A 21,254-nucleotide genomic window follows, 5' to 3' on the forward strand; every position below is an offset into this window, starting at 1 on the left:
TGAAGATCATGAGCCTGGCCACCCCCTCCACCGTGCGCGAACTGCCGCCATCGACCTGGGGCCGCGTCCGCAAGTCGCGTCGCGTCGCCGACAAGGCGATGCGGATCATCACCGCCAGCTTCACGATGATCGCGATCTTCGTGCTGTTCTGGATCCTCGGCATGCTGATCGTGAAGGGCATCGGCGGCCTGTCGGTCGCGACCTTCACGCAGACAATGCCGGGCCCCGGCTCGCAGGGCGGTGGCCTCGCCAACGCCATCGTCGGCTCGATCATCCTGACCTTCCTCGGCATCGCCATCGCGACGCCGATCGGCGTGCTGGCCGGGACCTATCTCGCCGAATACGGCAAGGGCTCGAAGCTCGCCGACCTGATCCGCTTCATCAACGACATTCTGCTCTCGGCGCCGTCGATCCTGATCGGCCTGTTCGTCTACGTCATCCTGGTCGAGCCGCTCGGCGGCTATTCGGGCTGGGCCGGCGGCGTCGCGCTTGGCATCATCGCGATCCCGGTCATCGTGCGCACCACCGAGGACATGCTGCGCCTGGTGCCCGGCCCGCTGCGCGAGGCCGGCTCGGCGCTCGGCGCGCCGACCTCGGTCGTGATCACCTCGATCACCTGGAAGGCCGCCAAATCGGGCATGGTCACCGGCATCCTCCTGGCGCTGGCCCGCATCGCCGGCGAGACCGCGCCGCTGATCTTCACCGCGCTCAACAACTCGTTCTGGTTCTCGCCGGACCTTCTGGGCGGCGTCTCCAACCTGCCGGTGACGATCTACCAGTTCGCCTCTGCGCCTTACGAGAACTGGCAGCAGCTCGCCTGGGCCGGCTCGCTGATCATCACCATGTCCATCCTCGTGCTCTCGATCGTCGCCCGTCGCATCGTGCGTGGCGCCAAATAAGCCTGCGCCAAGTCATTCCGCCACACCGTCATCCTGCGACCACCGCGTCCGACCCGAAGGAACCCTTCGATGCTCTCCACCCTCGAACTCAGCCCCCAGACGCTCGATGCCGATGCTCCCGTCCGGATCAAGGTCAAGAACCTCGATTTCTACTATGGTGAGCACAAGGCGCTGAAGGCGATCGATCTCGACTTCCGTGACCGCCACGTCACGGCGCTGATCGGCCCCTCGGGCTGCGGCAAGTCGACCCTGCTGCGCATCTTCAACCGGATCTACTCGCTCTATCCCGAGCAGAGGGCCACCGGCGAGGTCATGCTCGACGGCCGCAACGTCATCTCCAACGATGTCGACGTCAACGAGCTGCGCTCGCGCATCGGCATGGTCTTCCAGAAGCCGACGCCGTTCCCGATGTCGATCTACGACAATGTCGCCTTTGGCATCCGTCTCTACGAGAAGCCGCCGAAGTCCGAGCTGGACGACCGTGTCGAGGGCGCGCTGCGCCGCGCCGCGCTCTGGGACGAGGTCAAGGACAAGCTCAAGACCTCGGGCATGGGCCTGTCGGGCGGCCAGCAGCAGCGCCTGTGCATCGCGCGCACCATCGCGCAGAAGCCGGAAGTGATCCTGTTCGACGAGCCGACCTCGGCGCTCGACCCGATCTCGACCGGCAAAATCGAGGACCTGCTGGAGCAGCTCAAGACCGACTTCACCATCGTCATCGTCACGCACAACATGCAGCAGGCGGCGCGCATTTCGCAGTACACCGCCTTCATGTATCTCGGCGAGGTGATCGAGTTCGCGCCGACCAACACGATCTTCATGAACCCGAGCAAGAAGCAGACGCAGGACTACGTCACCGGCCGATTCGGCTGATCGCCCGTCGCCTCCGCCTCGCTTTCAAAGGATCTTGCCGCGATGACCGAACATACCGTCCGCTCCTATGATGCCGATCTCGAGGCGCTGCGCCGCAGCCTCGCCGAGATGGGCGGCATGTCCGAGCGCATGCTCGGCGATTCCACCGTCGCACTGGTGCGGCGCGACACCTCGCTCGCCCAGAAGGTGATCTCGGCCGACCAGCGCCTCGACAATTTGCAGCGCGACGTCGAGGAGCGCGCGGTGCTGACCATCGCCCGGCGCCAGCCGCTGGCTCACGATCTGCGTGAGCTGATCTCGGCGATCCGCATCGCTTCCGACATCGAACGCGTTGGCGATCTCGCCAAGAACATCGCCAAGCGGGCGGTCGCGATCTCCGGCCAGTTCCAGCCGCCGCCGCGCGCCGTGGTCGGCCTCGAGCATATGAGCCGCCTCGTCCAGGCTCAGCTCAAGGATGTACTCGACGCCTATGCCGTCGGCAACGAGCAGAAGGCGCTCGAGGTCTGGCATCGTGACGGCGAGATCGACGCGCTCTACACCTCGCTGTTCCGCGAGCTCCTGACCTATATGATGGAAGATCCGCGCAACATCACCTTCTGCACCCATCTCCTGTTCTGCGCCAAGAACATCGAGCGCATCGGCGACCACACCACCAACATCGCCGAGACGATCCATTATCTGGTCACCGGCGAATCGCTTGATCTCAACCGCCCCAAATTCGACACCACCGACATCAGCGTCGAGGCGGTGGCAGGCAAGTAGAACACATGAGCGTCATGGTCGGGCTTGACCCGGCCGTCTCGGAAACCAGAACCCTCTGGTCCTGCGAGCCTCGGGTCAAGCCCGAGGCTGACGCCCTGTACCGCCCATCATTCGGAAAAGTCGCGCCATGCCCGCCCGCATCCTGATCGTCGAGGACGAGGAGCCGCTCACCCTGCTCCTGCGCTACAATCTCGAGGCTGAGGGCTTCGTGGTCGATAGCGTCGCGCGCGGCGACGATGCCGAACTGCATCTACGCGATCACACCCCCGATCTCGTCCTGCTCGACTGGATGCTGCCCGGGCTGTCGGGGATCGAGCTCTGCCGCCGTCTGCGGGCGCGCCGCGACACCGAGCGGGTGCCGATCATCATGCTGACCGCGCGCGGCGAGGAAACCGAGCGCGTGCGGGGCTTAGCCACCGGCGCCGATGATTACGTCGTCAAGCCGTTCTCGCTGCCGGAACTGATCGCACGCATCCAGGCGCTGTTGCGCCGGGCCAAGCCGGGCCATGTCGCGGGCCTGCTGACCGCGGGCGATCTCGAACTGGACCGCACCACCCGCCGCGTCCGCCGCTCGGGCTTCGAACTGCATCTCGGCCCCACCGAGTTCCGCCTGCTCGAATTCCTGATGCAGGCGCCCGGCCGGGTCTATTCCCGCGCCCAGCTTCTCGACGCGGTCTGGGGCCGCGACGTCTATATCGACGAGCGCACGGTCGACGTCCATGTCGGCCGCCTGCGCAAGGCGATCACGCCGGGAGACGCCAAGGACCCGCTGCGCACCGTGCGCGGCGCGGGTTACGCCTTCGACGAGACGTTTGCCCGGGTGTGAGGGCGTTTGTTCACGCTGCCTCTCATCCGCGCTGTCATCCCGGACAAGCGGCGAAGCCGCGCCGATCCGGGATCCATGCCTGAACCATTCCAGAATGGGTCCCGGGTCTGCGCTCCGCTCCGCCCGGGCCGACGGCGCGCATCGGCTGGATGTATCGCTTGACCGCTAGGGCTTCACGGCGCAAGCCGGCCCGATGCACAAAGACATCGCCATCATCGGCGCCGGCCCCGCGGGGCTGATCGCGGCCGAGCGGCTGGCCCAGGCCGGCCATCACGTCACGCTCCATGACCGCATGCCCTCGCCCGCGCGCAAATTCCTGCTCGCCGGGCGCGGCGGCCTCAACCTCACCCATTCCGAACCGCTGGAAACCTTCCTGCCGCATTATGGCGCAGCGCGGACCCTGCTGGAGCCGGCGATCGCCGCCTTCCCGCCGCAGGCGCTGCGGGACTGGGCCGACGCGCTTGGCGCGGAGAGCTTCATCGGCACCAGCGGGCGCGTCTTTCCCAAGGCGATGAAGGCCTCGCCGCTGCTGCGGGCCTGGCTGCGCCGGCTCGACGGGCTCGGGGTGCGGCTCGAAGCCGGCCGGCGCTGGACCGGCTGGAACGACGACGGCGCGCTGGCCTTCGAGGACCGCGATGGAAATGCGCTCACGCTCGCACCCGATGCGACGCTGCTGGCGCTTGGCGGCGCGAGTTGGCCGCGACTCGGCTCCGATGGCGGCTGGGTGCCGCTGCTCGCGGGCCAGGGCGTCGCCGTTTCGCCGCTGCGCCCGGCCAATGGCGGTTTCGCCGTGACGTGGTCGGACACACTGCGCGAGCGCTTTGCGGGCGCACCGCTGAAGCGGATCACGCTTCGATTTGCCGGCAAAGAGGTAGCTGGCGAGGCGATGATCGACGCCCATGGTCTTGAAGGCGGCGCCATCTACGCCCTGTCGGGTCCGTTGCGCGAGGCCATCGCCCGGGATGGCTCGGCGCGGCTCGAAATCGATCTGCGTCCCGATCTCGACATTGCCCGCCTGACCGAAAAGCTCGGCAAGCGCCGCCCGGGCGAAACGCTGAGCAACCATCTGCGCAAGGCGGCGGGCCTTTCGCCCGCGGCCGTGGCCGTGCTGCGCGACAGCGTTGGGGGCAAGCTCGACGAGGCGCCCGAGGCGCTGGCGGCGGCGATCAAATCCGCGCCCCTGTGCCTGACCGGGACGATGCCGATCGACCGCGCGATCTCGACAGCCGGCGGCATCGAGGCCTCCGAGATCGATGCCGGCTACATGCTGCGCCGCCTGCCGGGCGTCTTCGTCGCCGGCGAGATGCTCGACTGGGAGGCGCCCACCGGCGGCTATCTGTTGCAGGGCTGTTTCGCGACGGGTGTCGCCGCGGCGGCGGGGATGGTGGCGTGGCTGGAAGCGCGCGACGGCTCAGGGCAAGACGCCTCCAGCCCGTGAACCCGGCCGGCCCCGGCGCGTTGCACCGGGCAACGATCGGCGATCACGGAGACACCGCATGACAGAACCGCTGCGCAAGGGCGCCGCCGTCCGCTGGCACTGGGGCAGCGGCACCGCCGAGGGCGAAATCGAGGCGGTCTTCACCAAGCCCGTCAGCCGCACGATCAAGGGCAAGCGCATCCGCCGCAACGCCTCGCAGGACAAGCCGGCCTATCTGGTCCGGCAGGCGGATGGAGCGAAGGCTCTGAAGTCGCACAGCGAGCTGGAGGCTCACTGAGGCGGCGCCCACTTCTCGTCCGGCTCGGGATTTTCGGGGCAAGCCCGAGAATGGCGCCACCATGCTCCTGCCAACTCCCGTCACCAGTGCGCCCTCCCATGCGCCTTGCCCTCTCGCGCGCGGCGGGGATACGCCCCATATTGCCAGGATGTCCGACACACCCGCCAAAGCCAAACCCGCCAAAAAGCCCTCCAGCGCGCGCACGCCCAATTCCAAGGCCTCGCGCCAGGAGTTGAAGCCGCTCGAAGGCTATCTCGCCGATCTGCTCAACCCGGCGATCAATCGCGGCAAGGCCGTGCCCGGCGGCGCGGCCGGCTTCTCCGACAAGCCGCAGGCCGGCTACGCGGCCGATCCCGGCAAAAACGTGCCCGGCGCCAAGGCGCGGCCCGGCGCCGACAAGCCGACCAAGAAGCTCGGCAAGAAAGCCGATTCCGCCTTTCTCGGCGCCGAGGGCGCGGCGGCCGCGACCGCGACCTCGCTGCAGACGCTGCTGGAGACCGGCAACCCCTTCATCGAGCCCGGCCGGGCCTGGACGCCGCATCGTCCGCCCCGCCCCGACAAATCCGAAGGCGGCATCCGCTTCCGGATGAACTCGGAATACGAGCCCGCCGGCGACCAGCCGGCCGCGATCGCCGAGCTCGTGGACGGCATTGCCCGCCAGGAGCGCGACCAGGTGCTGCTCGGCGTCACCGGCTCGGGCAAGACCTTCACCATGGCGCAGATCATCGAGAAGACGCAGCGCCCGGCGCTGATCCTGGCGCCCAACAAGACGCTGGCGGCGCAGCTCTATGGCGAGTTCAAGAGCTTCTTCCCCGACAATGCGGTCGAGTATTTCGTCTCCTATTACGACTACTACCAGCCCGAGGCCTATGTGCCGCGCTCGGACACCTTCATCGAGAAGGAATCCTCCATCAACGAGCAGATCGACCGGATGCGCCATTCCGCGACGCGCTCGCTGATCGAGCGCGACGACGTCATCATCGTGGCCTCGGTGTCCTGCATCTACGGCATCGGCTCGGTCGAGACCTATACGGCGATGACCTTCGGCATCAAGCTGGGCGAGCGCGTCGAGCAGCGCCAGCTCATCGCCGATCTCGTGGCGCTGCAATACAAGCGCACCCAGCACGACTTCACCCGCGGCAGCTTCCGCGTGCGCGGCGATGTCATCGAGCTGTTCCCGGCCCACTATGAGGACCGCGCCTGGCGCATCGGGCTGTTCGGCGACGAGATCGAGAGCATCGCCGAGTTCGACCCGCTGACGGGGCAGAAGACCGCCGACCTCGAATTCGTCAAGGTCTACGGCAATTCGCACTACACCACGCCGCGCCCGACGCTGACGCAGGCCGTGAAGAGCATCAAGCAGGAGCTCAAGGGCCGGCTCGACGAGCTCAACTCGATGGGCCGCTTTCTCGAGGCGCAGCGGCTTGACCAGCGCTGCACCTTCGACATCGAGATGATCGAGGCCACCGGCTCCTGCAACGGCATCGAGAACTATTCGCGCTATCTCACCGGCCGCAAGCCGGGCGAGCCACCGCCGACCCTGTTCGAATACCTGCCCGACAATGCGCTGGTCTTCACCGATGAGAGCCATGTCACCGTGCCGCAGATCGGCGGCATGTATCGCGGCGACTTTCGGCGCAAGGCGACGCTGGCGGAATACGGCTTCCGCCTGCCCTCCTGCATGGACAACCGACCCTTACGCTTCGAGGAATGGGACGCGATGCGCCCGCAATCGGTGCATGTCTCGGCGACGCCCGGCACCTGGGAGATGGAGCAGACCGGCGGCGTCTTCACCGAGCAGGTCATCCGCCCGACGGGGCTGATCGACCCCCCCGTCGAGATCCGCCCCGCCAAGCACCAGGTCGCCGATCTCCTCGACGAGATCAAGGAGGTCACGGCGCAGGGCTACCGCACGCTCGTCACCGTGCTGACCAAGCGCATGGCCGAGGACCTCACCGAATATCTCCACGAGAACGGCGTGCGCGTGCGCTACATGCATTCCGACATCGACACGATCGAGCGCATCGAGATCCTGCGCGATCTGCGCCTGGGCGCCTTCGATGTCCTCGTCGGCATCAACCTGCTGCGCGAGGGGCTCGACATTCCCGAATGCGGCTTCGTCGCCATTCTCGACGCCGACAAGGAGGGCTTCCTGCGCTCCGAGACCTCGCTGATCCAGACCATCGGCCGCGCCGCCCGCAATGTCGACGGCCGCGTCATCCTCTATGCCGACCACATCACCGGCTCGATGGAGCGCGCGCTGGCCGAGACCGCGCGCCGCCGCGAGAAGCAGGTCGCCTACAATCTCGAACACGGCATCACGCCGCAGACGATCAAGCGCGCCATCGGCGACATCCTGGGCTCGGTCTATGAGCGCGACCATGTCACCGTCGACACCGGGCTGGCCACGCCGGCCGCCGGGCACAACTTCAAGGCGGCGCTGGCCGATCTCGAAAAGCGCATGCGCGAGGCCGCGGCCGATCTCGAATTCGAAACCGCCGCCCGCCTGCGCGACGAGATCAAGCGCCTCCAGGCCACCGAACTCGCCATCTCCGACGATCCGCTGGCCCGCCAGAGCGATGTCGAGGCCTCCGCCGGCCGCTACAAGGGCGAGCGCTCCTACGGCGACAGCGCCAACCTGCCGACCCGCGCCCGCAAACCCACCGACGCCGACATGGGCCCGCATAATTTCGGCGGCGGCGAGGGCAAGCCGGTGTCGCGGGCGCGGCCGAAAAAGCCGACGCTCGACGAGATGGGGCCAAGGACGGAGCAGCGGCCGGTGGGGGCTGGGGAGCAGCGCGGTGGGCGGCGGCGGAGTTAAGGCGATCCTCTCTGAGGATAAGGCGCGAGGAACCCCTCTCCTGCATCGAAGTCGGCTGTTGCCGACTTCGACACTCTGAGTGCTGATCTCGGGCAGGCCCGAGATCAGTGAGAGGGGCAGGGGAGAGGTGACGGCCGGTTCACCAGCGAGGGACCATGGCAACCGAGCGACAAACCTTCGCCCGAAAACTCCGCCGGCAATCGACCACCCCCGAGGACATCCTCTGGAGCCTCCTGCGCGCCCACCGCCTCGACGGGCTCAAATTCCAGCGCCAGGTGCCGCTGCTCGGTTACACCGTCGATTTCCTCTGCTTCCAGCGCAAGCTCGTCATCGAACTCGACGGCGCGCAGCATGATGTCGAGCGCGACTACGACGCGGCACGCACAGCGGAGATCGAGCGCCACGGCTTCATGGTCATCCGCTTTCGCAACGAGGCGGTGCTGAACGACCGCGACGCCGTCATCGCCGCCATCCGCGCGGCGGCCGGAACCTCGACGCAGAACCCTCTCCTGTAAGGAGAGGGCAGGGAGAGGTGACGGCCAGTTGCCGCATGAGGCTGAGGTCAGCAGCGGTTAAGTTTGTGTCTCGCTGGTCCAGCGGCCGTCACCTCTCCCCTACCCCTCTCCTTACAGGAGAGGGGTTCCTCGTGCTTTAAGTGCCGACGCTGGACGAGATGGGGCCGAGGGTGGAGGCGCGGCCGAAGGGAGCTGGGGAGGAGCGGGGTGGGAGACGGAGGGGGTAGAGGGCGGCGGATACGTCGTTATCGCTTGCAATACATCTCGGTTTGGGTACCCCTGTGCTTAAAGGGGAGCGAGATGCCTGGAACAGTCATTACTCACACTGCTGAAACATTTTCTGAAATAATGAATATTGTCGAATCGTTTCAGTCAGCACACAAATCCGCTTGGTATAGAGGGTCAGGAAAAGAAAATTATAGTCTAACGCCTAGTTTGTTTCGTCATCCCAAAACAAAAAAAGCGGAAGATCTTCATAGAATGGAAAGAGAGATCTCTGCTAAATTTATGCAGAGATCACCGCCTTTTGTACAGCAAGGATTTTCTGATGAGTGGGAAAGAATGTTTTATATGCAGCATTATGGTATACCCACTAGGTTGCTAGACTGGACCGAGAGTCCATTCGTCGCTCTATATTTTGCGCTAACGTCTGCACAGAGGGACAAAAAGAGCAAGGTCTCGGAATCGGTTGCTGTTTGGATGCTGAATCCCATATTATGGAATAAATGGGCTCTCAAGGATATTTCGTATAATGGTGAAATATTAGATTCAACTAAGGAGCAAGTAAAAGGTTATAGTCCAGTTGTTGATATAGACGACCGTAAGAATATCGCCGTTATGATTCATGGTACTCATAATAGCGCGCGAATAGTAGCGCAAAGAGGTATGTTTGCCTTGTTTGGAAAAGGCACGCAGTGCATGTCTGTTGTTTATAAAGAAGAAAAATTTCCAGATAGTTCGTTGCAAAAAATCATTATCGGAAAGGATCATGTCGATTCAATAGCTGAATCGCTTTTCAGAAAGGGAGTATCTGATTCTACCGTCTATCCGGACCTTCACGGATTATCTTTGGAGCTACGGCGGTCTTTTGGCTTTTGAGGATTTATCATGACTATCCTAAGAATTTCGCCCCACAAGCCAATGACCCTGATCTGGTGGTCGAAGAACCGTTCTCAGATTGATTTCAATCCTCCGTATCAAAGGAGAGGCAGATTGTGGTCCGATTCGGATAAATCTTATCTTGTCGACTCGATTATAAACGGATTCGATGTTCCAAAATTATATTTGGCTGATTTCCAATTTGGTCAGTCGTCTCTAAATTTAGCTCGCCTACCTTATGCCATTATTGACGGAAAGCAGAGACTTGAGGCTGTTTTCGATTTTTTCGATAATAAAATAACTCTTGCTGGGAATTTCAAGCACCGAAAGCACCCTGATCTAAAACTGTCTGGGCTTAGCTTAAAAGACCTCAAAAGAGTGTACCCCTCCGTAGCAGATGATTTTGAAAATGCTTCTCTTGATATTATGAGCGTATTTGCTGAAGATGAGAAGGATATTCATGATATATTTGTACGACTGAATAGATCGAAACCGCTAACTGGCGCGGAGGTTCGTAACGCAATTGTAGGGCCGGTTCCGGAAATTATCCGAACGCTCGCTTACCATGATTTTTTCTTAGAAAATATTAAATTTGGCGTGACGAGAGCCGGCGATTTAAACGCCGCAGCTAAAGTATTATTATTTGAGTATGAAAAACAGATAGCTGCGACCAAGAAGACAAACCTTGATGAATTCGCGCAAAACAGCTCTATTGATAGAGATAAGCTTGAGCTTGCGAGTCGTCGTGTTATTGACGTTCTTGATGTTATGGCGGACGTGTTTATTCCAAAAGATTTGCTACTTTCTTCATCTGGCATATTTCCGGTTTACTATTGGTTTATTAGAAATATTGATCGCGATTACATTAGTTATGTGAGGGAGTTTTTGATTTGGTTTGAGATGGTTCGAAAAGAGAATCGTGAGCGTCAAAAAACAGAGGGCGAAAAAGGTCTTGAACCGAATTTTTCGCGATTTGATACGCTCAACAGAAGCACGAACGACCTTCAAAGCCATATTGGGAGAGTGGACATACTAGACAGAGAATTTTCTCGCTGGATCAAAAGAATCAATGTTGCAGCTGTATCCTCTCAAATCGGGCGGCTGTAGTTTTCATTATTTTCACGGTAGGATGCCGCGTTCCAGCCCCTCGACCAGAGAAGCGGCGAGCCGACCGCATGCGGCGGTGAGGGCGAGCCCTCTACGGAGAGCGTCCATCCCCTCACCCTGCCCTCTCCCTCCGGGAGAGGGTTCTCGCGTCGGGGTTCCGGTGCGCGGCGGCGAAGGGCGCGGGGAACCCTTCTCCCCTTGCGGGAGAAGGGCGCTCGGCGAAGCCAAGACGGATGAGGGGTCGCTTTGCGCTGGCCGGTTTTCGCCGTTTGCAAAACCGATCAAGGTCGGCCCGACCCCGCATCCGCCCCTGCCGGGGCACCTTCTCCCGCAAGGGGAGAAGGGAAGGGCGCGTCATTCTCGGGCGGAGCGCAGCGCAGACCCGAGAATCTCAGGCAGGATGAGGCGCAGGAGGCTTCTGGTCATGAGATGCTCGGGTCGAGCCCGAGCATGACGTTGAGCCGCAACTCTTATCCCCGCCCCCCGGGCCCCATGCCTATTCTCCCCTCGCTCCGCCCGACCAAGGGGGCTGTCGCGAGGCATCGTGCGGCCGGGCGGGGTTTGCGGTTTCGTCGGTCGAGGCCGTTGCGGGCTGAGGGCGGCGGAGGCGCGGATCGCCATCGCGCGGGTGAGTCAGGCCGCGCGACCTGTGACACGGATAACCAGAAGGCGATCTGGCGGCATCAAACACCCGTGCGCGGGGCGAGGTGGCGGCTGTTGGCGCTGCTTCGACACAGACATTCGACATCGACATCGGCACGCAGCCGTCGACTGCGACGCCATCTCGCCCCGCGCATCCCCTTGGATACGCTTCGTCCAGCCCGAAACCCCGCGGCGATCAGCCGGCCGGGGGTTTCGGTGCGTCGGGCGCCCTATCTTCGCCGACAATCCAGAACTCGCACCGTCATTCCGGCCAAGCCGCGAAGCGGCGCAGCGCCGGAATCCATCATAGGGCACCGTCCAACCTTACGATGGATTCCGGGCTCTTCGCTGCGCGAAGCCCCGGAATGACGGAGCAGGTGTAAAGGCGGGCCGAGCGAACCGAAGCAGCCCATCTTGACACCCCGCCCCCTCCCCCCTTACCCCCATCGACGGGACACGCCACCCCACCGTGGCGCGCCCATCTGTAAGGATGGAGACAAACGATGACGAACACGGCTCCGGCCGCGCTGCCGCGCGTGCCGCATTTCTCGTCCGGCCCCTGCGCCAAGCGCCCCGGCTGGTCCCTCAAAGCCCTGGGTGACGCCGCGCTCGGCCGCTCGCACCGCGCCAAGATCGGCAAGGACAAGCTCAAGCGCGCGATCGATCTCACGCGAGAAGTGCTGCAGGTGCCCGCCGATTACCGAATCGGCATCGTACCGGCCTCCGACACCGGCGCCGTCGAAATGGCGATGTGGTCGCTGCTCGGCGCGCGCGGCGTCGACATGGTGAGCTGGGAGAGTTTTGGCGCCGGCTGGGTCACCGATGCCGTCAAGCAGCTCAAGCTGACGGATGTCCGCACCATCGAGGCGCCCTATGGCGAGCTGCCGAACCTGAAGAAGATCGACACGAAGACCCGCGACGTCGTCTTCACATGGAACGGCACGACCTCCGGCGTGCGCGTGCCCGATGCGAGCTGGATCGCGGAGGACCGCGAGGGGCTGACGATCTGCGACGCGACCTCCGCCGCCTTTGCCCAGAAGCTCGACTGGCCCAAGCTCGATGTCACCACCTTCTCCTGGCAGAAGGTGCTGGGCGGCGAAGCCGCCCATGGCATGATCATCCTGTCGCCGCGCGCGGTCGAGCGGTTGCTGACCTACAAGCCGGCCTGGCCGCTGCCGAAGATTTTCCGCATGACCTCCGGCGGCAAGCTGATCGAGGGGATCTTCGCGGGCGAGACGATCAACACGCCCTCCATGCTCGCGGTCGAGGATTATCTCGATGCGCTGGCCTGGGCCAAGAAGGTCGGCGGGCTCGACGGCCTGGTGAAGCGCGCCGACGGCAATTTGCGCGTCATCGCGAAATTCGTGAAAGAGAACGACTGGATCGACTTCCTCGCGGTGAAGCCGAAGACGCGCTCGAACACGAGCGTCTGCCTGACCTTCACCGACCCGGCCGTGACGGCACTGCCGGCCGACGCGCAGGCGGCCTTCGCCAAGCAGGTGGTGAGCATCATCGAGAAGGCCGGCGCCGGCTACGATCTCGGCCACTACCGCGACGCCCCTCCCGGCCTGCGCATCTGGTGCGGCGCGACCGTCCAGTCGCGCGACCTCAAGGCGCTGCTGCCCTGGGTGGCCTATGCCTTCGCCGAGGCGAAGGCGGGGTTGGCGAAGAAGGCGGCGTAAGCAGCTGCGTCATGGTCGGGCTTGACCCGACCATCTCCAACCGGATGAGGCGCCCGCCCTCCCCACACTCTCCCCGTCATCCTGGGGCTTCGCGTGAGCGGAGTCCCGGGATCCATCATAAAGCACCGCGGTGCCCTAGGATGGATCCCGGTCTGCGCCGCTCCGCGGCTTGCCCAGGATGACGGCGCTGTTTGTGCCTTCCCTGAATTCAAGCGCAGAGCGCCCGCGCGCCGCGCCAGCCGAAAGCCATCCCCATGACCACGAACCCCGCCCCCCGCGTTCTCATCTCCGACGCCCTCTCGCCTGCCGCCGTGCAGATCTTCAAGGATCGCGGCATCGAGGTGACGTTCGATCCCAATCTCGGCAAGGACAAGGACAGGCTCCTGTCGATGATCGGCGACTATGACGGCCTCGCCATCCGCTCGGCGACCAAGGCCACCGCCAAGCTGCTGGAGGCCGCGACAAAGCTGAAGGTGATCGGCCGCGCCGGCATCGGGGTCGACAATGTCGAGATCCCCGCCGCCACCGCGCGCGGCATCATCGTGATGAACACGCCCTTCGGCAATTCGATCACCACCGCCGAACATGCGATTGCGATGATGTTCGCGCTCGCCCGCCAGATCCCCGCCGCCGACCTCTCCACGCAGGCCGGGAAGTGGGAGAAGAACCGCTTCATGGGCGTCGAGATCACCGCCAAGACGCTGGGGCTGATCGGCTGCGGCAATATCGGCGCGATCGTCGCCGAGCGCGGCGTCGGCCTGAAGATGCGCGTCATCGCCTATGACCCCTATCTCAGCCCTGAGCGCGCTGTCGCGCTCGGCGTCGAGAAGGTCGAGCTCGACGATCTCCTCAGGCGCGCCGATTTCATCACCCTGCATGTGCCGATGACGGCGATGACCAAGAACATCCTCTCGGCGGAGGCGCTGGCGAAGACGAAGAAGGGCGTGCGCATCATCAACTGCGCGCGCGGCGGGCTCGTCGACGAGCAGGCGCTGGCCGATCTCATCAAGAGCGGCCATGTCGCGGGCGCCGCCTTCGACGTGTTCTCGGTCGAGCCGGCGGAGAGCAATCCCCTGTTCGGGCTGGAGAACGTCGTCTGCACGCCCCATCTCGGCGCCGCCACCAACGAGGCGCAGGAGAATGTTGCCCTGCAGGTCGCCGAGCAGATGAGCGACTATCTGCTCAAGGGCGCGATCACCAACGCCGTGAACTTCCCCTCGATCTCGGCCGAGGAAGCGCCCCGGATCAAGCCCTTCGTGGCGCTGGCCGAAAAGCTCGGCTCCTTCCTGGGCCAGCTCACCGAGGCCCCGGTCAAGGGCATCCGCATCGAATATGAGGGCGCGGTCGCGAGCCTGAACCTGAAGGCGATCTCGGCCGCCGCGATCACCGGCGTTCTGCGGCCCTTCCTGCCGGAGATCAACATGGTCAATGCGGCCATGGTTGCCAAGGAGAAGGGCATCGTCGTCGAGGAAATGACCCGCGAGGTCGCCGGCAATCTCGAAAGCGTCATCCGCATCGTGGTGGATGCCGAGGACATGCCGCGCCATGCGGCCGGCACGGTGTTCCAGGACGGCAAGCCGCGCATCGTCGAGATCCGCGACATCCAGGTCGATGCCGAATTCGCCCCGCACATGCTCTATGTCCGCAACGAAGACAAGCCGGGCTTCATTGGCCAGTTCGGCTCGCTGCTCGGCGAGGCCGGGGTCAATGTCGCGACCTTCGCGCTCGGCCGCGACAAGCCCGGCGGCGACGCGATCTGCTATGTTGCGCTCGACGAGGCGATCACGGACGAACTCCTCGACAAGATCCACGAGATCCCGATGGTCAAGCGGGCGAGAAGGCTACGGTTCTGAGGGCGGTGAGTTTCGCTGCGCTGCGTGCTATGGTCTCGCGCCGAAAGGAGCGGACCATGCGGATCGTGAAGTTCGAGGTTTTTCGCGACGACGACGCCGGCGTCTGGTGGGCCAGTTCGACCACCGATGCCGGGATCGTCACCGAGGCCGACACCATTGAAGCCCTGCGCGAGCGCCTGAAACTGCTCGTGCCCGATTTCCTCGAGACCGAAGAAGAGCTTCGGATCGATATGGAAGTCCACGTATCGGACATCGTCCAGGCCGCGTGATGGTCGAAATCGGCCCGCGCTTGAAGAAGATCCTGCGTAGTGCCGGTTACGAATATTATAGGCCCGCCAAGGGCGACCATGAGATATGGCGCCATCCGGACACCAAAATCCAGGTGTCCGTCGACGCTGGGACCAAGTCCCGCCATACGGCCAATCAGATACTGAAAGACGCAGGCCTCCCCAAGGCCTTTTGATCTGCACTCGTGCCGCGATCATCCTTTCCCGATGCCGCCCTCGCGCACACCGCAATCAGCCCAGCCCCGCGCTAGACCCGCTTGGCCAGCCGCTCGGCGATGAAGATGCCGCCGAGCACCAGCAGCAGCGCGACGCCGTGAAAGAGCGCCAGCTGCTCGCCGAGGATCAGCACGGCCAGGATCGGCGCAAACACCGGCACGAGATTGACGAAGACGCCGGCGCGGCCCGGCCCGATCAGCTCGACGGCCCGCATGAAGAACAGCTGCGAGAGGATCGAGGGGCCGATCGCGACATAAAGCAGGATCAGCCAGCCTTGGGGCGCCTTGACCACGAAATTCCCCTGCGCGACCTCGATCGCCAGCAGCGGCAGCGAGACCAGGCAGGCCACCATCGCCAGCGCGCAGAAGAACACGAGGCCCGGCACCGCCGGCCGCGAGCGGATGCCGACCGTGTAGCCCGCATAGAAGGTGCAGGCGATGATCATGAACAGATCGCCCGGCGCGAAGGCGAACTGGCGCAGCACCGCCCATTCGCCGCGGCTCGCCACGACGCCGACGCCCAGCAGCGTCACCAGCACGCCCAGCGCCTGCACCGGGCCGATCGGCGTGCGATAGGCGATGAAGGCACCGACCAGCACGAAGACCGGGATCGAGCCCTGCAGAATGCCGATATTGATCGCGGTCGTCGAATAGGCGGCCAGATACATCAGCGCGTTGAAGGCGGTGAAGCCGACCGTGCCCATGACGACCACGAAGCGCCAGCGCGCCTTCAGCGCCGGCCAGTGCGCGCGGATCTGGTGGCGCAGCAGCACCGGCATCACCGCGCAGACCACGACCCAGCGCAGCGAGGTCAGCGCCATCGGCGAGATGCCATCGACCGCCAGCCGCCCGGCGACCGCGTTGCCGCCCCACATCAGCGTCGTCAGGGTCAGCAGCAGATAGGCATTGCCCCAGAGGCGATGCGGCAGGGTCGGGGTCGCGGGCAAGAGCTCAACCTGGCTGAATTTGGGACCCTGCAATAGCCTTGCGTGCGCTTCCCGTCATGTGGGATGAGGCGCACGGTTGCCCGGCGCCCCGCGCATCCCCTGCAGCCCATCACCTCCGGCCCGCCTCCCATGCTCGATGTCGCAAAACGCCCGCTTCGCCTGCTTTTCGTCGATGGCAACACCCGCGCGCAGCGCGAGGCTCATGCCGCCGGCTATGGCGGCCTGCAGCCGGCGCAGGCCTATGCCGCCGAGGTGGCGGCGCTCGAGCCAGATGCCATCAGCGACATCTGCCTGCCGGCCGATAAAGGTGCGAATCTGCCCGACGGTGCCGGCCTGCAATCCTATGACGGCATCGTGCTGACCGGCTCGGCCCTGCACATCTACCAGCTCGAGCCGGCGGTGACCCGGCAGATCGAGCTGATGCGAGCGATCTATGCCAGCGGCACGCCTTGCTTCGGCTCGTGCTGGGGCATCCAGATGGGCGCTGTCGCCGCCGGCGGCACGGTGACGGCCAACCCCAAGGGCCGCGAGGTCGGGTTCGCCCGCAAGATCACCATCAACGAAGCCGGCCGGTCCCACCCGCTTCTGGATGGCCGGCCGACCGCCTTCGACGCGCCGGCGATCCATCTCGACACTGTCGTCCAGCCGCCGCACGGCACCACGATTCTGGCCTCGAACCCCTACAGCCAGGTCCAGGCCGCCGAAATCCGCCATGACGGCGGCACCTTTTGGGGCGTCCAGTATCATCCCGAATTCCCGCTGCGCCAGGTCGCCGCGATCCTCGGCCGCATGGTGCCGATCCTGATCGAGGAAGGCTTTCGCGCGGACGAGGCCGCCGCCCATGGCTGGCTCGCCGATCTGCGCGCGCTCGATGCGGACCGCGCCCGCCGCGACCTTGCCTGGGCGCATGGTCTCGACGCCGAGGTACTGGACGACCGACGCCGCGTCACCGAGCTGCGGAATTTCTTGCAGCACCGCGTCAAGCCGCGGGCGAGCGCACGCGGGCGGGCCTGACATCGGCGCCGCGCCAGGCGACATTCGCAGCCTCACGCGGCCCGTGACGTAAAGACCGTATCGGGGAGGAATCGCTCGGGACGACGTCGCTGTCGACGCACGTCTTTCGAAGCATGGATTTCATCAAAACTGAGCCAAATCAGTCAGGCTTAATCGTATTTTAAACGTCTGGGGCTGAAGTCGGGTCGAGCCGTGACGTAACGTGATGTTTTCGAACCCATAGAACGTTGCGGCAGCTGCGCTGATTACCTGTTGTCATCCCGCCGGCGCGGGCATTGCGCCGCATCATGGGGCCCGAAGTCATTGAAATCCATCCGCATCAAAATCCTCGCGATCATTGGGATCGTCTCGCTCGGCGCCGTCATATCGTCCGGATTGGGGCTTTGGGCATTGTCGCACTCGAACAATCTCAGCCAGCGTGCTGCCGTTCTCGGGAACGTCACGCACGATACGGATCTCATCAACGGCCATGTCCTGGGCGTGGTGATGGATGCGCGCGGCATCTACATGTCGAAGGACGCCGCCGCCGCCGAGCCGTTCGCCAAGGGCATGGAGGCGCGCTTCCCGCAATTGCGCCAGCTCGCCGCCGATCTGACCCGGATCGCGCCGGACGCCCAGCGAGAACAGACGCAAGCGATCGAGAAGGCCATTGCGGATTTCATCACCTACCGCTCCGAGACGATCCGCCTCGGCCGGGAAGTCTCGATTGCCGCGGCAAACGCTCAGGGCAACAATGATGCCAACCGCGCCAACCGCAGCGCACTCAACGCCTTGCTCGTCGCTTTCTCCAAGGCAAACCTCGATGCCTCCAATATCTTAGAGAACGACGCCGCGCGCTTTACCGAGATGGCGAAGGTCGGCCTGCCGATCACGCTGGGGGTGATGCTGCTCGGGTCGATGCTGATCGCGTTGATCTTCGCTCAGCGTTCGCTGACAAGGCCGATCCTGGATCTCAGCGGCGTCATGGACGCCATCACCAAGGGCGAACTCTCAGTGTCCGTGCCGCATCTCGACCGCAAGGACGAGATCGGGACCATGGCAAAGGCCGTGTCTGTTCTGCGTGAAAGCAGCGAGCAGGTCGCGATGCTTCAGGAGCAGGAGCGCAAATCCGCAGCGGCGCGTCTCGCCCGGGCGCAATCGATGGAAGCCGTCGTTTCCGATGTCGGCGAGGTCGTCGCAGCCGCCGCCGCAGGCGACTTTTCGGCACGTCTCCAGATCGACCATGCCGACGAGCAGATGCAGAAGCTTGTCTCGGGAATCAACGAGATCAACGCGGTCGTCGACGGCGCCACCACCGAATTCGCCACCACGCTGCAGGCCATCGCCGCCGGCGACCTGACACAACCGGTCGTGAAGGCCTATCACGGCCGCTTCGCCGATCTCAAGAACGCCATCAACGACACCGTCGAACGCCTCTCCTCGACCGTGCGCACGATCCAGGTGACCTCCGCCGACGTCGGGCTGGCTGCCCGCGAGATCAACATGGGCGCCGACGATCTGTCCAAGCGCACAGAGGAGCAGGCCTCTTCGCTGGAAGAGACCGCGGCGACCACCGAGGAGCTCGCGGCGTCCGTAAAGGCGACCGCCCAGGCCTCGCGTCAGGCAGCCTCCGTCGCCACTGAGGCGATGCAGGCCGCGCAGTCGGGCGGGTCGATCGCCGGCCAGGCGGTCGACGCGATGTCGCGCATCGAGAGCGCCTCGCAGAAGATCTCCGATATCATCCGGGTCATCGACGACATCGCCTTCCAGACCAATCTTCTGGCGCTGAACGCGGCGGTGGAAGCCGCCCGCGCCGGCGATGCCGGCAAGGGCTTCGCGGTGGTTGCCTCCGAGGTCCGTACCCTGGCGCAGCGTTCGAGCGAAGCCGCCAAGGATATCTCCGCGCTGATCTCGTCCTCCAACACCGAGGTCGGCCAGGGCGTGAAGCTCGTGCGTCAGGCCGGCGACCAACTGAGCCTGATCCTCGCCGCGTCGGAAAAGGTCGCCGCCACCATCGCGGAGATTTCGGCGGCGTCTGGCGAACAGGCCAGCGGCATCGACGAAATGAGCCAGGCTGTCGCGCATCTCGACGAGATGACGCAGCAGAACGCGGCCTTGTCCGAGCAGAGCGCCGCCTCGGCCGCCTCGCTCTCGACCCGCATCGACCAGCTGAACGACCTCGTCGCGGCCTTCAAGACCGGGCCGGAGGGCTCACCTGCCATCAGGCACGCCGCTCAGCCTGCGGCGGCCTCGGAACCCGCGCGGCTGCGCCAGCTTGCCGAAGCCGCCTTCGTGCAGACCAGGGCTCCTGTCGCGAGGGCTGCAGCCCCCGCACCGGCGCCGCGCGCACCGGCCAAGAAAGCGGCCAACAGCCGCGCCAGCGATTCCGGCTGGGCGGAGTTCTGATCCGCCAGACATGATGCCACGCAACCCAAGCGTGGCATCCCCATCACGACTCGCTTTGACAGGATGCTCGTCTCGCTCACCTGACCCCGGCCGTCACCGCATGGCCGGGGTCGAATGCTTTTAAGCTTGCGCTCTGCCAGAGATCGACCCGCAAGACTGTTTGTGCCCCCTCCCAGATCCAGGACCAGCCGCGCTCCCCGGGCTCGATCTCGACGCCGGACACAGCTGTTCGAGAGCGGTGCGACGCGGCGGCCCGCGGACCTTGACCAAATCTGACCGCAGCCAGGTCTTTCTGTCCTTGGTTGATGCTCCGTTAATCGTTTTGCTGTGAAAATACTGACCAGTTCCCTTGGATCGCTGTTGTGACGGTTTCGTCGCGGCAGTCTCCACACCCGCCATCATCGCTGACATGTCGCTGTCGCAGCATCGGAGCCCGAAATGCTCAAGAATATCTCCATTCGCAATTCGCTGATTGCGATCGTCATGGCGCTCACGGCCGCCTTGGTCGGTACGATCGCGATGGCGCTGCTGAGCATGAGTGCGATGAAACAGAACATGGCGGATCTGACGCAGCAGGTCATTCCCACCGTGCAGTTGAGCAATGACATCGAAGCGGAGATGTTGAGCCGCCATCTGCGGCTTAACATGCATGTCAACTCGATCGATGCGCCGGCGATGACGCAACTCGAAAATGAAATTCGCAGCGAGACAGCGACCATTGAGGGCAAGCGCCGCGAAATCGGAGCCAAGCTCGTCCGCGAGCAGAGCCGCGAGGCGTTGAGGCGGTATGAGGGCATCGTTCCGGGCTATGCTGCGGCCTTGGAGCGAGTCCTTGATTCGTCGCGCAAGGGCGACAAATCGGCAGCAGCAGCGCAACTGCGCGAGATGCGTCCGACCCTGGCCGCCATGACGCAGGCGGTCGCAGATCTTGGAACCAGCATTGCCGGCCGTGGCACGATCGTGACGGCGGAAGCTGAGACGACCTATCAGTCCAGCCTTATGCTCTTGAGTGGATTGGCCATCATCTCGGCCATCATCTGCGTGGGCGCCATCATGATCGTCATCAAACGCGTCGCGAGCCCGATCGTGGCCACGACCCACGCGATGAACGCTCTGGCTGGCGGCAATCTGGAAACCACGATCCACCATGCCGACCGCCAGGACGAGATCGGCATGATGGCCAAGGCGCTCGAAGTGTTCCGGGAAAGCCTCGTCAAGGTCCGCGCGCTCGAGCAGCAGGAGCGTGCCGCAGCCGAACGCCGGCTGCGGGCGGCCGAAAGCATGGCGCTGGTCGTCTCCGATGTCGGCGAGGTTGTCGCCGCCGCTGCGGCCGGCGATTTCTCGGCACGGCTCCAGATCGACCAGGCCGATGAACAGATGCAGAAGCTCGTCGCCGGCATCAACGAGATCAACGCCGTGGTCGATGCCGCGACCACCGAATTCGCCTCGGCCCTGTCGGCCGTCGCGGGCGGCGACCTGACGACACGGGTCGATTCCCACTATCGCGGCAAGTTCGCCGAGCTGAAAGGCGCGATCAACGATACCGTCGATCGCCTGTCCTCGACGGTTCGCACCATCCAGGTGACCTCCGCCGACGTCGGCCTGGCGGCCCGCGA

General features: G+C 64.2%; 18 protein-coding genes. 17 read left to right on the forward strand and 1 reads right to left on the reverse strand.

Annotated elements, in window-relative coordinates; genetic code table 11:
• Positions 1–8 precede the first annotated feature (8 nt).
• The 14 genes from pstA to IP69_RS11270 all read left to right on the forward strand — a co-directional run bounded on the left by pstA (position 9) and on the right by IP69_RS11270 (position 15,253).
• A complete protein-coding gene (gene pstA, locus IP69_RS11215) occupies positions 9–899 on the forward strand; it encodes a phosphate ABC transporter permease PstA (protein ID WP_054142929.1) in 891 nt (296 codons plus the stop codon).
• A 69-nt stretch (positions 900–968) separates the two neighbouring features.
• A complete protein-coding gene (gene pstB, locus IP69_RS11220) occupies positions 969–1,769 on the forward strand; it encodes a phosphate ABC transporter ATP-binding protein PstB (RefSeq protein ID WP_054142910.1) in 801 nt (266 codons plus the stop codon).
• A 42-nt stretch (positions 1,770–1,811) separates the two neighbouring features.
• The gene (gene phoU, locus IP69_RS11225; RefSeq protein ID WP_054142911.1) at positions 1,812–2,531 is read left to right on the forward strand and encodes a phosphate signaling complex protein PhoU; all 720 of its coding nucleotides are present in this window, start codon (positions 1,812–1,814) and stop codon (positions 2,529–2,531) included.
• A gap of 127 nt (positions 2,532–2,658) precedes the next feature.
• A complete protein-coding gene (phoB, locus tag IP69_RS11230; protein WP_054142912.1) occupies positions 2,659–3,357 on the forward strand; it encodes a phosphate regulon transcriptional regulator PhoB in 699 nt (232 codons plus the stop codon).
• Between the two features lie 193 nt (positions 3,358–3,550).
• Entirely contained in the window at positions 3,551–4,795 is a 1,245-nt protein-coding gene (locus tag IP69_RS11235) for a TIGR03862 family flavoprotein (RefSeq protein ID WP_054142913.1), read from the forward strand.
• A gap of 58 nt (positions 4,796–4,853) precedes the next feature.
• Complete coding sequence (locus IP69_RS11240) at positions 4,854–5,072, forward strand: DUF2945 domain-containing protein (RefSeq protein WP_054142914.1); 219 nt, start codon at positions 4,854–4,856, stop codon at positions 5,070–5,072.
• Between the two features lie 148 nt (positions 5,073–5,220).
• Positions 5,221–7,893 (forward strand): excinuclease ABC subunit UvrB, encoded by a 2,673-nt coding sequence (gene uvrB / locus IP69_RS11245; protein ID WP_054142915.1) that lies wholly within the window; start codon positions 5,221–5,223, stop codon positions 7,891–7,893.
• Between the two features lie 155 nt (positions 7,894–8,048).
• Entirely contained in the window at positions 8,049–8,408 is a 360-nt protein-coding gene (locus IP69_RS11250; RefSeq protein ID WP_054142916.1) for a DUF559 domain-containing protein, read from the forward strand.
• Positions 8,409–8,708: 300 nt separating this feature from the next.
• On the forward strand, positions 8,709–9,506 hold the full coding sequence (locus tag IP69_RS21400; protein ID WP_082359227.1) for an FRG domain-containing protein: 798 nt from the start codon (positions 8,709–8,711) through the stop codon (positions 9,504–9,506).
• 42 nt (positions 9,507–9,548) lie between these two features.
• Entirely contained in the window at positions 9,549–10,613 is a 1,065-nt protein-coding gene (locus IP69_RS21405) for a DUF262 domain-containing protein (protein WP_282568236.1), read from the forward strand.
• A 1,145-nt stretch (positions 10,614–11,758) separates the two neighbouring features.
• Positions 11,759–12,937 (forward strand): phosphoserine transaminase, encoded by a 1,179-nt coding sequence (locus tag IP69_RS11255; RefSeq protein ID WP_054142917.1) that lies wholly within the window; start codon positions 11,759–11,761, stop codon positions 12,935–12,937.
• 254 nt (positions 12,938–13,191) lie between these two features.
• Positions 13,192–14,790 carry a phosphoglycerate dehydrogenase gene (serA, locus tag IP69_RS11260; protein WP_054142918.1) on the forward strand — a complete coding sequence of 533 codons (1,599 nt, stop codon included), beginning with the start codon at positions 13,192–13,194 and terminating at the stop codon, positions 14,788–14,790.
• A gap of 56 nt (positions 14,791–14,846) precedes the next feature.
• Positions 14,847–15,059, forward strand: coding sequence for a DUF1902 domain-containing protein (locus IP69_RS11265; protein ID WP_082359230.1), 213 nt, complete (start codon positions 14,847–14,849; stop codon positions 15,057–15,059).
• Positions 15,059–15,253 (forward strand): type II toxin-antitoxin system HicA family toxin, encoded by a 195-nt coding sequence (locus IP69_RS11270; protein ID WP_054142920.1) that lies wholly within the window; start codon positions 15,059–15,061, stop codon positions 15,251–15,253. Before IP69_RS11265 ends, IP69_RS11270 begins: the two co-directional genes overlap by 1 nt.
• Positions 15,254–15,324: 71 nt before the next feature.
• Here the strand turns inward: IP69_RS11270 and IP69_RS11275 are convergent, their stop codons facing one another.
• Complete coding sequence (locus IP69_RS11275) at positions 15,325–16,239, reverse strand: DMT family transporter (protein ID WP_054142930.1); 915 nt, start codon at positions 16,237–16,239, stop codon at positions 15,325–15,327.
• A gap of 129 nt (positions 16,240–16,368) precedes the next feature.
• Between IP69_RS11275 and IP69_RS11280 the strand changes: the two genes are divergently transcribed.
• From IP69_RS11280 to IP69_RS11290, 3 genes are all read left to right on the forward strand, one after another.
• A complete protein-coding gene (locus IP69_RS11280; RefSeq protein WP_054142921.1) occupies positions 16,369–17,253 on the forward strand; it encodes a type 1 glutamine amidotransferase in 885 nt (294 codons plus the stop codon).
• A gap of 303 nt (positions 17,254–17,556) precedes the next feature.
• A complete protein-coding gene (locus IP69_RS11285; RefSeq protein ID WP_054142922.1) occupies positions 17,557–19,638 on the forward strand; it encodes a methyl-accepting chemotaxis protein in 2,082 nt (693 codons plus the stop codon).
• Between the two features lie 438 nt (positions 19,639–20,076).
• Positions 20,077–21,254 (forward strand): HAMP domain-containing protein (locus tag IP69_RS11290; RefSeq protein WP_156323405.1); only part of this gene is annotated, 1,178 nt, incomplete at its 3' end.

This window comes from Allobosea sp. AAP35 (genome assembly GCF_001295925.1).
Classification (GTDB): Bacteria; Pseudomonadota; Alphaproteobacteria; order Rhizobiales; family Beijerinckiaceae; genus Allobosea.

Bases quoted from the DNA above. Each gene is read 5' to 3' on its own strand.
- IP69_RS21405 (WP_282568236.1), top strand. From the start codon at position 9,549: ATGACCCTGATCTGGTGGTCGAAGAACCGTTCTCAGATTGATTTCAAT.
- pstB (WP_054142910.1), top strand. From the start codon at position 969: ATGCTCTCCACCCTCGAACTCAGCCCCCAGACGCTCGATGCCGATGCT.
- IP69_RS11265 (WP_082359230.1), top strand. From the start codon at position 14,847: ATGCGGATCGTGAAGTTCGAGGTTTTTCGCGACGACGACGCCGGCGTC.
- phoB (WP_054142912.1), top strand. From the start codon at position 2,659: ATGCCCGCCCGCATCCTGATCGTCGAGGACGAGGAGCCGCTCACCCTG.
- IP69_RS11280 (WP_054142921.1), top strand. From the start codon at position 16,369: ATGCTCGATGTCGCAAAACGCCCGCTTCGCCTGCTTTTCGTCGATGGC.
- serA (WP_054142918.1), top strand. From the start codon at position 13,192: ATGACCACGAACCCCGCCCCCCGCGTTCTCATCTCCGACGCCCTCTCG.
- IP69_RS11255 (WP_054142917.1), top strand. From the start codon at position 11,759: ATGACGAACACGGCTCCGGCCGCGCTGCCGCGCGTGCCGCATTTCTCG.
- pstA (WP_054142929.1), top strand. From the start codon at position 9: ATGAGCCTGGCCACCCCCTCCACCGTGCGCGAACTGCCGCCATCGACC.
- IP69_RS11270 (WP_054142920.1), top strand. From the start codon at position 15,059: ATGGTCGAAATCGGCCCGCGCTTGAAGAAGATCCTGCGTAGTGCCGGT.
- IP69_RS11250 (WP_054142916.1), top strand. From the start codon at position 8,049: ATGGCAACCGAGCGACAAACCTTCGCCCGAAAACTCCGCCGGCAATCG.
- IP69_RS21400 (WP_082359227.1), top strand. From the start codon at position 8,709: ATGCCTGGAACAGTCATTACTCACACTGCTGAAACATTTTCTGAAATA.
- uvrB (WP_054142915.1), top strand. From the start codon at position 5,221: ATGTCCGACACACCCGCCAAAGCCAAACCCGCCAAAAAGCCCTCCAGC.
- IP69_RS11240 (WP_054142914.1), top strand. From the start codon at position 4,854: ATGACAGAACCGCTGCGCAAGGGCGCCGCCGTCCGCTGGCACTGGGGC.
- phoU (WP_054142911.1), top strand. From the start codon at position 1,812: ATGACCGAACATACCGTCCGCTCCTATGATGCCGATCTCGAGGCGCTG.
- IP69_RS11235 (WP_054142913.1), top strand. From the start codon at position 3,551: ATGCACAAAGACATCGCCATCATCGGCGCCGGCCCCGCGGGGCTGATC.